At 41.1% G+C, this 14,975-nt stretch carries 17 protein-coding genes and 1 other RNA gene; 7 read left to right on the top strand and 11 right to left on the bottom strand.

Features of this window, described 5'->3' with window-relative positions; genetic code table 11:
- The first annotated feature begins 11 nt into the window (after positions 1–11).
- Positions 12–965 carry a LysR family transcriptional regulator gene (locus CZ809_RS14065; RefSeq protein WP_080158230.1) on the top strand — a complete coding sequence of 318 codons (954 nt, stop codon included), beginning with the start codon at positions 12–14 and terminating at the stop codon, positions 963–965.
- Positions 966–1,035: 70 nt separating this feature from the next.
- Here the strand turns inward: CZ809_RS14065 and nqrM are convergent, their stop codons facing one another.
- Genes nqrM through CZ809_RS14080 form a run of 3 tightly spaced genes read right to left on the bottom strand, consistent with a single transcriptional unit; the run spans position 1,036 to position 2,009 of the window.
- Positions 1,036–1,239: a (Na+)-NQR maturation NqrM gene (gene nqrM, locus CZ809_RS14070; protein ID WP_080158392.1), complete on the bottom strand. Its 204-nt coding sequence runs from the start codon at positions 1,237–1,239 to the stop codon at positions 1,036–1,038.
- Positions 1,239–1,706 carry a NifB/NifX family molybdenum-iron cluster-binding protein gene (locus tag CZ809_RS14075; protein ID WP_080158231.1) on the bottom strand — a complete coding sequence of 156 codons (468 nt, stop codon included), beginning with the start codon at positions 1,704–1,706 and terminating at the stop codon, positions 1,239–1,241. Before CZ809_RS14075 ends, nqrM begins: the two co-directional genes overlap by 1 nt.
- Positions 1,707–1,709: 3 nt before the next feature.
- Positions 1,710–2,009 carry a DUF134 domain-containing protein gene (locus tag CZ809_RS14080; protein WP_080158232.1) on the bottom strand — a complete coding sequence of 100 codons (300 nt, stop codon included), beginning with the start codon at positions 2,007–2,009 and terminating at the stop codon, positions 1,710–1,712.
- Positions 2,010–2,505: 496 nt separating this feature from the next.
- On the opposite strand from CZ809_RS14080, the gene CZ809_RS14085 reads away from it, so the two are divergent.
- Positions 2,506–2,709, top strand: coding sequence for a DUF1107 domain-containing protein (locus CZ809_RS14085; RefSeq protein ID WP_080158233.1), 204 nt, complete (start codon positions 2,506–2,508; stop codon positions 2,707–2,709).
- Between the two features lie 69 nt (positions 2,710–2,778).
- On the opposite strand, the gene gcvH is transcribed toward CZ809_RS14085, so the two are convergent.
- The 4 genes from gcvH to CZ809_RS14105 all read right to left on the bottom strand — a co-directional run bounded on the left by gcvH (position 2,779) and on the right by CZ809_RS14105 (position 6,341).
- On the bottom strand, positions 2,779–3,171 hold the full coding sequence (gcvH, locus tag CZ809_RS14090) for a glycine cleavage system protein GcvH (RefSeq protein WP_080158234.1): 393 nt from the start codon (positions 3,169–3,171) through the stop codon (positions 2,779–2,781).
- Positions 3,172–3,330: 159 nt separating this feature from the next.
- The gene (locus CZ809_RS14095) at positions 3,331–4,542 is read right to left on the bottom strand and encodes an FAD-dependent 2-octaprenylphenol hydroxylase (RefSeq protein WP_162841606.1); all 1,212 of its coding nucleotides are present in this window, start codon (positions 4,540–4,542) and stop codon (positions 3,331–3,333) included.
- A gap of 2 nt (positions 4,543–4,544) precedes the next feature.
- Entirely contained in the window at positions 4,545–5,732 is a 1,188-nt protein-coding gene (gene ubiH / locus CZ809_RS14100) for a 2-octaprenyl-6-methoxyphenyl hydroxylase (protein ID WP_080158235.1), read from the bottom strand.
- A 27-nt stretch (positions 5,733–5,759) separates the two neighbouring features.
- Positions 5,760–6,341, bottom strand: a complete 582-nt coding sequence (locus tag CZ809_RS14105; protein WP_080158236.1) for a YecA/YgfB family protein — start codon at positions 6,339–6,341, stop codon at positions 5,760–5,762.
- Positions 6,342–6,734: 393 nt separating this feature from the next.
- Between CZ809_RS14105 and zapA the strand changes: the two genes are divergently transcribed.
- The 5 genes from zapA (at position 6,735) to serA (ending at position 10,232) form a co-directional block, all read left to right on the top strand.
- The gene (gene zapA / locus CZ809_RS14110) at positions 6,735–7,034 is read left to right on the top strand and encodes a cell division protein ZapA (protein WP_080158237.1); all 300 of its coding nucleotides are present in this window, start codon (positions 6,735–6,737) and stop codon (positions 7,032–7,034) included.
- A gap of 7 nt (positions 7,035–7,041) precedes the next feature.
- Positions 7,042–7,225: non-coding RNA, 6S RNA (gene ssrS, locus CZ809_RS14115), on the top strand.
- Positions 7,226–7,310: 85 nt separating this feature from the next.
- A complete protein-coding gene (locus CZ809_RS14120) occupies positions 7,311–7,916 on the top strand; it encodes a 5-formyltetrahydrofolate cyclo-ligase (RefSeq protein WP_235865957.1) in 606 nt (201 codons plus the stop codon).
- A 185-nt stretch (positions 7,917–8,101) separates the two neighbouring features.
- A complete protein-coding gene (gene rpiA, locus CZ809_RS14125) occupies positions 8,102–8,761 on the top strand; it encodes a ribose-5-phosphate isomerase RpiA (RefSeq protein WP_080158238.1) in 660 nt (219 codons plus the stop codon).
- A 238-nt stretch (positions 8,762–8,999) separates the two neighbouring features.
- The gene (gene serA / locus CZ809_RS14130; RefSeq protein ID WP_080158239.1) at positions 9,000–10,232 is read left to right on the top strand and encodes a phosphoglycerate dehydrogenase; all 1,233 of its coding nucleotides are present in this window, start codon (positions 9,000–9,002) and stop codon (positions 10,230–10,232) included.
- An 81-nt stretch (positions 10,233–10,313) separates the two neighbouring features.
- On the opposite strand, the gene CZ809_RS14135 is transcribed toward serA, so the two are convergent.
- The 4 genes from CZ809_RS14135 to CZ809_RS14150 all read right to left on the bottom strand — a co-directional run bounded on the left by CZ809_RS14135 (position 10,314) and on the right by CZ809_RS14150 (position 14,929).
- Positions 10,314–11,033 (bottom strand): oxidative stress defense protein, encoded by a 720-nt coding sequence (locus CZ809_RS14135; protein WP_080158240.1) that lies wholly within the window; start codon positions 11,031–11,033, stop codon positions 10,314–10,316.
- A 266-nt stretch (positions 11,034–11,299) separates the two neighbouring features.
- Positions 11,300–12,184 carry a small-conductance mechanosensitive channel MscS gene (gene mscS / locus CZ809_RS14140; protein WP_080158241.1) on the bottom strand — a complete coding sequence of 295 codons (885 nt, stop codon included), beginning with the start codon at positions 12,182–12,184 and terminating at the stop codon, positions 11,300–11,302.
- 343 nt (positions 12,185–12,527) lie between these two features.
- Positions 12,528–13,604: a class II fructose-bisphosphate aldolase gene (gene fbaA / locus CZ809_RS14145; RefSeq protein ID WP_080158242.1), complete on the bottom strand. Its 1,077-nt coding sequence runs from the start codon at positions 13,602–13,604 to the stop codon at positions 12,528–12,530.
- A gap of 161 nt (positions 13,605–13,765) precedes the next feature.
- On the bottom strand, positions 13,766–14,929 hold the full coding sequence (locus CZ809_RS14150) for a phosphoglycerate kinase (RefSeq protein WP_080158243.1): 1,164 nt from the start codon (positions 14,927–14,929) through the stop codon (positions 13,766–13,768).
- Between the last annotated feature and the right edge of the window lie 46 nt (positions 14,930–14,975).

The following is a 14,975-nucleotide window of genomic DNA, read 5'->3' on the forward strand; positions in this document are numbered from 1 at the left end:
AGGAATAGGCTATGGCTAACTATCACCACCACGATATTAATTGGCGCGGTGTCGACCTTAATTTATTGATTGCCTTTTCGGCATTAATGGACACCCGCAGTGTAACCAAAGCCGCCAATAAATTAGCCATTGGTCAATCAGCAATGAGCCATAATTTATCGCGTTTACGCAATTTATTAAATGACCCTTTATTTGAGCGTCATGGTCATCAAATGCTGCCCACTCAAACCGCTTTAGAACATGCCACTACTGTCGATATGATTTTGTCATTAGTCACCAATGAACTACTGCGACCAAGTACATTTATTCCTGCTGATTTTTGTGGCACCTTTAAAATAGGTCTAACTGATTATGCCGAATTATTATTTGCCCCCGCACTGTATGATGCAATTCATCATCAAGCACCACAATGTCAACTGAGCTTTTTTAATGTCGATCGTCATAGTTATCACACCGATTTCAATCAACATCGAATAGATGTGGTTATCGGTTCAATGACAGATATGGGAAAGGATATTGAACATCAATATTTATATACCGAAGATCATGTGTGCCTTTATGATCAATGCGCAACGGGGCTTAATGATAACGTTACACTCGATCAATACAGTCACCACCCCCATGCACTTGTAAGTCCGGATGGTAAATTAACTACTCAGGTTGATGACCAATTACAACAACAAGGATTTGTGCGTCAAGTCGCGGTAGGATCACATAACTTTCTCACCATTCGACACTTACTAAGCGGTCGCGATTTAATTTGTGTAGTGTCACGTTTGATGGCGCAGCTGGATATTTTCAATGACCAATTAACCCAATGCCTTCCCCCTGTTGCGATAGCTGATTTTGATATTCGATTACTATGGCTACATCGCAACAGTAATCACCCTCGCAATCAATGGTTACGCCACCTTGTTGCCCAAACGGTGATAACTCAAGTCGAACAACTTCGAGCAGGTCAATAAACCAATAAAGAAAAGAGCGCGGCAGAGCATATTTACTCTGCCAATGGCTGTTGTTGCTATACCAATACAATTACTGCGCGCGGCTATTTGGCTCTTGAATTTGATAAAGTTTATGTTCATCGCAAGGTTCATCGCAGTTACACTCTTTATTGACGCCAACATTAGCCAAACCGCCACAACTGCCACTGATGGTTTGACGTTTAACAAACCACCCAATCGCCATTGCTAATATCACCACCAAGAAAATACCTAACGTCAGGAAAAATGTAGTCATCATTTTAATCCTCCAATTTTTCCTAACTGATTAAAACTGGTCGCGAGCATACCGACTTTAGCCACGACAGGCGCCGATTTTTTAGTGCCACAGCCACAACCACATGCACCTTTTTCACGTTTACAAGCACGACCTTGATCGGCAGTCACTAATGCTTCTTTGCTAATACCACCCGCTAAAAAAGTCGCTAATGATGTTCTCGGCGGTACCCGACTAACACTAAATCCAGCTTGCAACAAACGTGCTAAAGATCGAGTACCAATATTACCCAGAACAATTTCATTGACGTTCAGTGCCGCAAGCTGACGCTGGAGTATTTTTTTATGTTTGCATCCCAGCTCTCGACTACCGCTATTTTCAATGCGATCCACCAGCAGACCTTGTTGATCATAAATAGCAAATATTGCCGCTTTACCGAAATGGCCTGCAATCTGATCTCTTGGCGTTAACGCTATCGCTATTAACATACATTATTCCTCTGTGTTTTTAAGGGTGTCGGTTACCAATTCTAATGCCATTCCCATTACTAACGCCTGTGCAACTTTGTGTCGGCCTCGTGCCACAATATTGCCTAATGTTTGTCGAGAAACACCTAACTGTTGAGCTGCTTCAAGTTGCTGTAAACCCAACATATCGACCAATCTTAGCGCCTCTAACTCATCACTGGCTAAAATAAGTCGAGGTAATTGCTTCATCGGAACCCCATTCGGTTTAAAGCAACTATAAGCTGGCCGGCAACGGATCTTTCTTTCAATTTTAGGTCTTGCCATGGTGATGATAACCTCGCTAATGAGGTTTATTATTGGCATATGCCAAAAACCTAGTATTGATCTAGGATCATAAATGATGATCTAAGTGATTTTTTTAATAAAAAACACTAAACAGCTATCAACTTAAAATTTTAAAAATCAGCATAAAATATCGAAACCAACACTAACTTATTATTAACATTACTGATTACAAATCACTCACAATGTTTAAGCGGTAATCCACTTACCTTCATTTGCCGCTAACATCGTCAAATAGGTAGCGATCATCATTCATTAACCAGCCTTATGTAACAATCAGTGGTAATAAGAAACACCAAAAAATCATTATAATCAGAATATTATTCTAGATATGTTATTTAAACTTATTCAATTCGCCAACAAATGAAATTTATCGTTAAATTTATGCTAATAATGTCACAGAAGTGTCATAAGAATTAGCGTATACTTATTCGCGTTATCGCGTTAATCGCCAGGAAGGTCGGAGTTAAACTGTATTATGCGGATGTTCAAACGCTACTTGCCGAAACTAATTGCCAAGCATGTTAGTCGTATATTTAAAGGAAGAATTTATATTGATGGCCGTGGCGGCTATCATTTTGAGAAAGGAATATTGTTGGTGCCATTAAAAGCACAACAGCATCATTACGATACAGTGAACGAGGTTAACTTAGAAATTAAGCGTCTACGTGAAATTTACTAAGCCAATCCTTTAGAATTAAAGCCTCTCGAATAAAGCCCACTACAGTATGTGGGCTTTAATGTTTTTACGCTATTCATCATCAACAATCGTCGCTAAATAGTCCTCAGCATCCAACAACTCATCCACATCCGCATCTGTATCAATTCGAATTTGAAATAACCACCCATCACCATAGGGATCATTATTGACTAATTCAGGTGCAGCCTCGAGCTCGTCATTAATAGTGATAATCGTGCCCGTACATGGTGCATAAATATCGGATGCTGCTTTTACGGATTCAATAATGGCACATTCTTCTCCGCCATCAATAGCCGCCCCACTGTCAGGAAGGTCAATAAATACCATATCACCAAGTAAGGCTTGAGCATGATCACTAATACCAACGGTATAAATTCCATCACCTTCATCACGTAACCATTCATGCGTATGAGTAAATTTTAATTCTGAGGGCACATAGCTCATTCTCACATCCTTTTTAAGCTCACAATTAATAGGTCGTTATCACTCTATTTACTGTAGGTGAAAAAATATCTTTTGCTCAATTTGAGAACAAAAAAAACCGTAACAAAAAATTTATTACGGTTTAATAAATAATCACTCAGTTCAGTGGCTGATTACAGCTTATTTATAGCGCGCTAATTCAGGTAATTCGCCACTTAATCCTAATGCTCGACGCATGAATTCATCTTTAACGCCTGGGGCATTATTAGCAAATAACATTCCTAAATCACGTACCAGTTTTTTCGCTGGATGAGCGCCATCAAACAAGGATTTAAAACCTTGCATCGCGGTGATCATTTTCGCTGCTTCCGCTTTACGCCAGCGTTCGTAATGACGTAAATTAACCTGCTTACCAATGTCTTTTTCCGCTTGCCACAAACCAATGATCTCTTGCGCTAAGGCCGCTGCATCTAATAAGCCTAAGTTAACCCCTTGCCCAGCTAACGGATGAATCGTGTGGGCTGCATCGCCAACTAACGCGACCCGTTCACGTACAAAATCTTGAGCATAACGCATTTTTAGAGGAAAGGTTTGGCGCTCACCTTCCACACGACACAAACCCAAACGGTGATCAAAAGCTGTCGTTAAATGCTGATTAAACTCTTCATCACTAACATCACACAGCTGCAATGCTTGCTCAGGTGGTAATGACCACACAATCGAACATAAATCTTTTTCAGCTAAAGGTAAAAAGGCCAACGGACCATCAGGACGAAAAATTTGACGGGCGGTTTGTAAATGAGGCTCATCACAACGGATATTGGCCACTAATGCACTATGACCATAATCCCGCTGTGTCAGAGGAATATCTACATGTTGGCGTAACCATGAATTGGCACCATCAGCACCAACCACTAATTTAGCGGTGAGGTTTTTACCAGAGGCTAAAGTCAGCCATGCTTCCGTTTCCCCAAAAGCAATATTTTGGCAGCGGTCAGGGGCAATGACGGTCACGTTATGTTGTTTGTTAACCTGTTCTAACAATGCTAATTGCACTACTCGATTTTCAACAATATGACCTAAATCCGGTTGTGATAGCCGCTCAGCGTCAAAATCAATATGGGCAAAACTGTCTTGCTCCCACACTTCCATTTTGCTGTAAGGGCTCATTCGACGACAGCAAATACCTTCCCACGCCCCCACGCTACGTAAAATGCGTTCACTAGCACGGCTCAATGCCGATACACGAATATCAGGCAAAGCGGCTAATTCAGGATTCGGCAATTGACCTTCAATCACCGCTATACGTAATTCAGTATCGGCTAACGCTGCGGCCAGTGTTAAACCAACCATTCCACCACCGATAATGGCGACATCAACATTTTGCATCATAGCTATCGTTTTACCTGTCCCATGGCACGGCGTAACAGCGGTGCTTGAAGTGTGTTAGAAAGGCTCATGGTCATCAAGCCCAGATTACGTCCAGCAACCAGTGCGGGATTATCATTTGCAAATAAGCTTACCAGCCCGGCGGTCATGGATACCGTCGCTTGACGATCAGGTAAACGGCGTTCGCGGTAACGACCTAATACGGTGGGTAAACCAATATCAGCACCACGCTGAACGCCAGCTGCAATTTCTTCCGCCAGAGTCATCACATCACGTAAACCAAGATTAAACCCTTGTCCAGCAATAGGATGAAGCGTTTGAGCCGCATTACCAATCACCGCAGTACGGTGTGAGACTAGCCGCTGTGATTGACGTAAAATCAAAGGGTAGCAATGACGCTCACCAACCACTGTTAGTGCCCCTAAACGCCAGCCAAACACGGCTTGTAATTCTGCTAAAAATTGCGCATCCGATAATGCCATAATGCGCGCTTGTTGCTGCGGTTCAATGCACCACACCAATGAACTCCGTCCTTGAGCCATCGGCAACAATGCCACAGGACCATATTTAGTAAAGCGTTCAAAAGCTTGGCCTTGATGTGGCTTAGCAGTGGTAATGTTAGCAATAACCGCGACTTGCTCAAAATCATGTTCATCACGACCAATATGCAATAAATCACAACAATGTGACATCGCACCATCAGCAGCAACCACTAATTTAGTACGTAGCCGTTTCCCAGTATTTAAACGCACCAATGCCTCAGCCTGAGTACGCTCAATATGTTCAACTTTAGCGGGACAAAACAGATCAATCTGAGGACGAGTCGCTAACTGGTGGTGAAAAATTTTACCCGCATCAGCTAGCTCAATCACATAACCTAGCGCATCAACCGCCAATTGTTGTGCTGACAACTCAACCATTCCCGCATGACCACGATCCGACACATGAATATGTTCAATTGCCGTCGCAACCTTTGCTAAGGCAGGCCAAAGCTGAATCGCATCTAATAATCGACTTGAACCATGAGACAACGCAATACTGCGTGCATCATAGCCAGGATGCCCATGCTGATCAGCCGCTACCGCTTCAACAACCGCGATATGTAATTGATGCTGCGTTAATTCATCCAGTGCAATTGCTAGACATGCACCCACCATTGCGCCACCCGCAATAACCACATCATATTGCTTCACATTTTGTCCCTTTCGCCATCGAAATAATTAGTGAAGAGTTGGCATTTCGTCAGCATTATCATCATTGACAAGGCGTTGACCTAATTCAGAATGACAACTCAAGACACACATACGTACATGCTCAAGCACTTGTTCAAATAAAGCCGCTTGATCTTCAAGATCTTCGTCTTCATCAATACCAAGTTGTGAGATCTCTTGTAAATCAGCCAGTGCTTCAGTTATTTCCTCAGATAATTGATTTTTTTGCAAATCCATTAGTCCTAAACCAGAAATAAAACTGTTTACCCACTCAGTTAATGCTTCAGCGCGAGTGGCTAACGGCTCGTCATCATCAGGCATCAATAATGAAAATTCAAATCCACCACCAATCAACTCATCAGCCGTCGTTGTAAATAGCGTCCGTACCATCATTTTGGCGCCGTCTGTCATCGGCTGACCTTCATTGGCGTAATCACAAACAGGACCGACCCAACTTTCATCATCAACAGCTAAACCACCACAAATCATTCCACTGAGTAAACCATGTAATTCAGCAGGCATAGCAGCCAAGCCTTGTTGTTTTAATTCAGCTTCAACAGCTTGGTATGTTGGTAGGGTTATTTCACTCATGGTTTATCACCTTTTTAATTGGCGCGATTTAAAATTAATAGTTTTGTGACCATTACTGAATGAATAGAGATGTCAGTAATTAACGTTACACTTTTGAAATTGTACCAAACAATAATCACACACATGGCTTAGTTAGTATAATAAATAGCGATGAGCGAATGCTGGCACTGTGTTATGCTAACACTTAAGCCTAGTTCGGCAAATGATAACACTGGCGAGAACGTTCAATCCTTAATCAACTCTATGATGAGTGTGATTAATATCTGTTTAGTCAGATGCTATTGAACTGAAACCGAGACATAGCCGCTTGCATCTTAGGTAGGGTTTTTCTATATTGACTCTAGTCGCAAGCGGAATGAATACCCATTCTGGCACGGAGCAAATCGAAGGTTTATGAGTACTCAGGCTGTAGAAATTCAAGTATTGGGCAGAAAGTTAAAAGTGAATTGCCCAATAGGTCAAGAAGATGCATTACGTGCCGCGGCGGCAGATTTTGACCAGCGCTTGAAAGATATGTCTGCGCGTAGTAGTGTATCCGTAGAACAATTATTGATCTTTACTGGTCTCAACATCAGTAACGAGTTGCATTTAGAGCGACAAGAACATAATCGCAATGCTGAATTAATATCCAATAAAATCAATTCACTAGAAGAAAATTTGGATAAAGTATTGCAATATCAGCCAAAGCGTTGATAATGAATTGACCCTGGGGTGTACGTCAGTGAATGAACGTCCCCGAGCCGATAAGCAAATACCCAGGATTGGCTTTTTTATTAACTATTGAGCATGCTCAGCCCGACTGAGAAGCCTACGGTTAATGTTGCTAATCCACCTTGAACATCTGGTTCAAGGGCCTTATTTCGCAACGGCACCTTGGGGACATCCCTTTCGTGTATTTCACTTTATTTGTTAGTATTCTCACTCTACAATCTTTAGACACTCACCGTTCATGGATTGGATACTCAAGTGATAACGCCCCCCATTTCCAACTCACAACCATTACGCCAACAACTACGACAACACATTCGTCACGCTAGGCGTCAGTTATCTTCTCTACAACAACAACATGCTGCTCAACAATTATCCCAACGTTTACAAACCTTACCTTTAATTCAACACAGCCAACATATTGCACTTTATCTCGCGACAGATGGTGAAATAGATCCGCAACCGTTTATTGATTGGTTATGGCAACAAGGAAAATCCGTTTACTTGCCAGTATTGCACCCTTTTAGCAAAGGGCATTTACTGTTTTTGCATTATGACGCAACCACGCCAATGACCACCAATCGTTACCATATTCGTGAGCCTAAATTAGATTTACGTCGAGTTAAACCTATTGCTGAGCTTGATATTATTTGTACCCCATTGGTCGCCTTTGATAGCACAGGCCAACGACTTGGTATGGGGGGGGGATATTATGATAGAACCCTAAGCCAGTGGCACCACTATCGCCAAGGGCCTTATCCAATTGGGATTGGTCATGATTGCCAATATATACCGCAATTACCTAACGAAGAATGGGATGTGCCATTGCCCTTAATTATTACCCCTAACCATCAATTCAGCGAGTGATCACATCCTCAACGCAAACGTTTGGCTTTTGGATAAAAAAAACTGAATGTAATTGTATGTTATTCATAAAGTTATATTTTTAGTTTTAAGTTTGCAGCCATTAACCATAGAATCCAACTGACGAAATCACTTCGGTTAGCTATAATCACCTTTCGCATAATTGAGGTCATTACGAGGAGAACGGCATGACACAAGATGAAATGAAAAAAGCAGCGGGTTGGGCAGCACTTGAGTACGTAACGAAAAACAGTATTGTTGGTGTAGGTACTGGTTCAACCGTTAATCACTTCATCGATGCCTTGGCAACTCGTAAAGAAGAGATCAAAGGGGCGGTTTCAAGCTCTGTTGCTTCAACTGAGCGCCTAGAGCAAATTGGCATTAAAGTCTTTGATGCTAACGATGTTGCTAGTCTTGATATTTATGTTGATGGCGCAGATGAAATCAATGCTGAATTTGACATGATCAAAGGTGGCGGCGCCGCATTAACTCGTGAAAAAATTGTTGCGGCTATCGCAGAAAAATTCATCTGTATTGTTGATAACACCAAGCAAGTTGATGTCTTAGGTCAGTTCCCATTACCAGTAGAAGTCATTCCAATGGCACGATCTTTCATTGGTCGTGAACTGGTAAAACTTGGGGGTGACCCAGTCTACCGTGAAGGTGTGATCACTGATAACGGCAATATCATTCTTGATGTTTACAACATGGCAATTGCCGATCCTAAAGCAATGGAAGACAGCATCAACGCCCTACCCGGTGTCGTGACTGTAGGCCTTTTTGCTCATCGTGGCGCTGATGTATTAATTGTTGGCTCACCGGAAGGTACTAAAATCATCCAAAAATAATGATTAGTTCGTTATTTGATTACAAAACGGCAGCTATTGATCGTTCGCGAATCATTAGCTGCCGTTTTTTATTGGCTTTTTTGTAATATTCTTACCCATAGTGGTTAATTTTTGATACTTTATTAAACAGACACCATCAAACATTTAACTATTTAGCTACTGAAAGGCAATATTTACCACAGTCAAACTAAGGCAAGATTGTCATTCTCAGTCGCCACGTTTTTAAGGATAAGAACTTATGGCAACCGTATCACTCAATAAAGAAAAGATAAAAATTCTACTCCTTGAAGGTCTCCATCCTTCAACAGTAGAAGTGTTGCAGCAAGCAGGTTATAGCAATATTGATTACCACAAAGGCTCTCTTGAAGGTGAACAACTATTAGAAGCAATCAAAGATGTCCACTTCATCGGTATTCGCTCTCGTACCCAATTAACACCGGAAGTCTTTGCTGCAGCGAAAAAGCTAACTGCTGTTGGTTGTTTCTGTATTGGTACCAATCAAGTTGATCTCAATGAAGCAATGATACGCGGTATCCCTGTTTTTAATGCCCCTTTTTCAAATACTCGCAGTGTTGCTGAACTGGTTCTTGGTGAAATTTTATTACTATTACGTGGTATTCCTGAAAAAAATGCCAAAGCTCATCGTGGTGAATGGTTTAAATCAGCTGATAATGCATTTGAAGCACGAGGCAAAACCCTTGGCATCATTGGCTATGGTCACATTGGAACTCAATTAGGTATTCTTGCGGAAAACTTAGGCATGAGAGTCTGCTTCTACGACATTGAAACCAAACTTTCACTCGGCAATGCGACTCAAGTTAGTTCATTATCTGAATTACTCAATAAATCAGATGTAGTGAGCTTACATGTTCCAGAAACAAAAGGAACAGCAAACCTCATGGGTGTTGAAGAATTCGCACGTATGAAACCCGGTTCTATTTTTATCAATGCCGCTCGTGGCACCGTGGTCGATATAGATGCTCTCTGTAGCGCTTTAGAAAGCAAACACATTGCAGGTGCAGCCATTGATGTATTCCCTGTTGAGCCGCAAACCAATAACAATCCATTTGAATCCCCTCTGATGCAATTTGATAACGTGCTTTTAACTCCACATATTGGTGGTTCTACTCATGAAGCTCAAGAGAATATCGGTATTGAAGTTGCAGGGAAACTGGTGAAATACTCCGATAATGGCTCAACATTATCAGCGGTTGGCTTTCCTGAAGTATCATTGCCAGAACATCACAGTGGTTGTTCTCGCCTTCTTCATATTCACCACAACCGCCCAGGAGTATTAAATCAAATCACCACTATTTTTGCGTCAGAAGGCATAAACATCGCCGCCCAGTTCTTACAAACAGGTGCAGAAGTTGGCTATGTCGTGATTGATGTTGAAACGGAACGTTCAAAAGAAGCATTACAGCAACTAAAATCAATTGAAGGTACGATTCGTGCCCGTATTTTGCACTAGAATCATAATCATTTAAAAATGACAAAGGAGAGCATGGCGCTCTCCTTTTTTATTTATAGCTAATTTATTTTTATGAACCGCTTATTTTTCAGCTAACTTAAAGATCACATTAACACTGTCTTTAATTACGATACTGTTATCAGTATAGCTTTGATCAACAGATCCTTTACTCATGCTGCTATACATCACCGCATCATTACTGCGGCGGTACGGCATTGATTGATTATTCGTATTATAATCAATCTGCCAGACGCCATCGATTTTATTACCAAAACCTTGTGCTAATGAAGCCGCTACTTGCTTAGCGTTCTCAATTGCTTTTTGACGTGCTTGTTGTTGGTATTTTTCAGTATTTGATATTTTCAAATCAATATTGTTTATTTGATTAATCCCATCACCTAACGCGTCATCTAAATACGTATTTAGCTTCGTTAGTTGATGCACCGTCACCTCAATATTACGACTCGCTTTAAAGCCGGCTAGTTCCGGTTTTTGATCTTTTGGATAAGCGTATCGCGCTGACAATGATATGTTGGCGCTATTAATGTCTTTTTTATTCACACCTGCTGCTTGTAAACGCTCAATAAACTTAGTGACAGCTTGATCGACGGCTAACTTAGCATCAACCGCTGTTTTCTTAGTTTCAACCACATTGACAGAAAAAACCGCCATATCCGGTTTAACCGTCACTTCGCCACGGCCCGTTGTTTCTAAATGAGGAAATGGAATATCTGCCGCCATTGCAGCAGTTGAAACAAACGCACTAGCGCCAAGTACTATCGCTAACAATTGTTTTTTCATTATTCATCCTTTTATTGATCGCACAGCAGGGGTATTTATTGATACCAACATTAATAAATATATTGTTGTTTATCTGTAAAATAAGAAGGCTATGCTAACAAAGCCTTTTTATAATGAACACTGTTTTTTAGTTGCAATTCAGAAACCATTCAGTAATGGTACTGTTTTAACATCATCATTAATGCGACGATTAGCGTTAATTAGAATAAAAAAAAGAAGCCCGTAGGCTTCTTTTTTTAGTGTCATATAATTAAAGTTTGAGCGAATTAAGCGCCAACTTTATTTACATGCACATCCATTTGTGGGAATGGGATTTCGATACCTTCTTTATCAAGCTCTTCTTTAATCGCTTGGTTTAGATCGAAATATACAGCCCAGTAATCAGGCGTATTAACCCATGGACGTACTACAAAGTTAACAGAAGAATCAGCAAGTGCAACCACACCAATAGTTGGTTCAGGATCTTTAAGCACGCGAGTATCAGACGTTACAACACGACGTAATACTTCTTTTGTTTTTTGTAAATCAGCATTGTAAGAAACACCAATCACTAAATCGATACGACGAGTATCATTACGAGAGAAGTTAGTAATTGGGTTACCAATAATGTGTGCGTTTGGCACGATAACTGTTTTGTTATCAGGTGTACGTAATTCAGTAGAGAAGATCTGAATAGATTCAACAGCACCAGCAACACCAGCAACTTCAACGTAGTCGCCAGATTTGAATGGGCGGAAACCAACAATCAACACACCTGCTGCAAAGTTTGATAATGACCCTTGAAGTGCAAGACCAATAGCAAGACCTGCGGCACCAATAACCGCAACCACTGATGCAGTTTGAACACCAATACGACTTAATGCTGCAATTAAAACAATAACGAATAGCACATAACGTACTAAGCCATGGATAAACTCAACAACTGCATTGTCCATGTCTTTTTTGCGTAAAATTTTCGCAATTGAACCCGCAATGAGTTTAACAATGATATTACCAATAAATAAAATCAGTAATGCTGAAACAATGTTCACCGCATATTGAACTAATAGATCTTGGTTTTTAGAAATCCAATTGCTTGCATGCATAACACCATTAGTCAGTGAATTATCGGATATATTTTCAACAACCTTGTCAGTAACGCTCTCTGTCATGAAGGTATCTCTCTCAAAGTATAACAATAGTAAAATGTTGCTAATGCGTAAATCATACCGTAACTAGTAAAAAAATAACACCTTTGCAACAAATGTGATATTAGACAATAATCGCTAACAACAATGCTGTGATTAGTATAATTATCAGCATTGAGTATTCTAACATCAAAGAAACGGTGCATTATTAATCCTTTATTAGCCAAATGGCTAGTAAAAAAAATCGAACAATCATAAAAAAATATAAATTATCAACGTATAACGAATAATGCTAACCACTTATTAGATACAAAAAAAGCCCACCGAAGTGGGCTTTTTCACATTTTATCTTGTAACGAAATCGATATTATAGAACGTCGATTGCGTTTAGGTCAGAGAATGCTTTCTCTAGACGCTCAACCATTGATACTTGACCTGCACGTAACCATACGCGTGGATCGTAGTATTTTTTGTTTGGCGCTGACTCACCCGTTGGGTTGCCGATTTGACCTTGTAGGTAATCGTGGTTAGCAGCTTCGTAACGACGGATACCATCCCATGCAGCCCACTGTGTATCAGTATCGATGTTCATTTTAACAACACCGTAACCGATTGACTCTTGGATTTCAGCTTCAGAAGAACCAGAACCACCGTGGAATACGAAGTTTAGAGTGTTAGTCGGTAGACCAAACTTCTCTGAAACGTATGTTTGAGAATCACGTAGGATAGTTGGAGTAAGTACAACGTTACCTGCTTGGTAAACACCGTGTACGTTACCGAAAGATGCAGCGATAGTGAAACGTGGGCTAACTGCGTTTAGTTTCTCGTATGCGTATGCAACGTCTTCTGGAGAAGTGTATAGGTCTGATGCGTCCATGTGAGAGTTATCAACGCCGTCTTCTTCGCCACCAGTACAACCTAATTCGATTTCTAGTGTCATGTTCATCTTAGCCATACGCGCAAGGTATTTAGCTGAGATTTCGATGTTCTCTTCTAGAGACTCTTCAGAAAGGTCTAGCATGTGAGAAGAGAATAGAGGCTTACCAGTTTGTGCGAAGAACTCTTCACCCGCGTCTAGTAGACCGTCGATCCAAGGAAGAAGTTTCTTAGCTGCGTGGTCAGTGTGAAGAATTACAGGAACGCCGTAAGACTCAGCAACTGCGTGAACGTATTTAGCACCAGCGATAGCACCAAGAATTTGAGGGCCTTGACCTTCAAGTTTAAGGCCTTTACCGCCGAAGAATGCAGCACCGCCGTTAGAGAACTGAACGATAACTGGCGCTTTAACTTTAGCAGCAGCTTCAAGAACAGCGTTTACTGAATCAGTACCGATACAGTTAACAGCAGGTAGAGCAAAATTGTTTTCTTTTGCTACAGCAAATACTTTCTGTACGTCGTCGCCAGAAATAACACCAGGTTTTACAAAATCGAAGATCTTAGACATAACAATAGTCCTATATTTTACTTTGTTGTCTGTGGAAAAATTCTTGTGCAAACGTTTGCGATAAGCTTCTATTTTACTGAAACATAACGTCTATCACAAACATTTAAACGCGGAAACTGACACTATTATTACAAATATACCCAGTTTCCACGCCAAATAAATTATGCTTTAGCGCGTGCTTCTAGCATTTCAACAGCAGGCAATTTTTTGCCTTCAACGAACTCAAGGAACGCACCGCCACCAGTAGAGATGTAAGATACTTTGTCTTTGATGCCGTACTTGTCGATAGCCGCTAGAGTATCACCACCGCCAGCTACAGAGAAACCTGCAGATTGTGCGATTGCGTTAGCAACAACTTCAGTACCTTTACCGAATTGCTCAATTTCAAATACGCCAACTGGACCATTCCAAAGAATAGTTTTTGCGTTCATGATGATGTCAGCAAGTGCTTGAGCTGAATCAGGACCAAGGTCAAGAACCATATCGTCAGCAGCGATTTCAGTTGATGGTTTGATAGTTGCAACAGCTGAGTCAGAGAACTCTTTCGCACATACAACATCAGTTGCTACTGGAATGTCAGTGTGTGCCATTAGCTCTTTAGCAGTAGGGATAAGGTCTGCTTCGTAAAGTGACTTACCTACATCGTTGCCTTCAGCTGCGATGAATGTGTTAGCAATACCACCACCAACAACGATTTGGTCAGCAATCTTAGATAGTGACTCAAGAACAGTTAGTTTAGTAGATACTTTAGAACCACCAACGATAGCAACCATTGGACGTGCTGGGTTATCCATTGCTTTACCTAGCGCTTCTAGTTCGCCAGCAAGTAATGGACCTGCACATGCTACAGGTGCAAACATACCTACGCCGTAAGTAGATGCTTGTGCACGGTGAGCCGTACCAAATGCATCCATTACGAATACGTCACAAAGTGCAGCGTATTTTTTAGATAGTTCGTCTTCGTTCTTCTTCTCGCCCTTGTTGAAACGTACGTTCTCAAGAACAACAAGCTCGCCTGCGTTTAGCTCAAGACCATCAAGGTAATCTTTTGCTAATTTAACGTCACAATCTAGTGCGTCGTTTAAGTAGTTAACTACAGGCTGTAGAGAGAATTCTTCTGCGTATTCGCCTTCCGTTGGACGACCTAGGTGAGAAGTAACCATTACTTTAGCGCCTGCTTCTAGGCAACGCTGAATAGTAGGTAGAGATGCAAGGATACGTGCATCTGAAGTTACTTTACCGTCTTTTACTGGCACGTTTAGGTCAGCACGAATAAATACACGCTTACCAGCTAGATCCAGATCAGTCATCTTGATTACAGACATGTTTTGCCCTCTCAACATTATTTAAAATAAAAGTTCATAAATTTCA

The sequence above is a fragment of the Photobacterium piscicola genome (assembly GCF_900166965.1).
In the GTDB taxonomy this organism is placed as follows: domain Bacteria; phylum Pseudomonadota; class Gammaproteobacteria; order Enterobacterales; family Vibrionaceae; genus Photobacterium; species Photobacterium piscicola.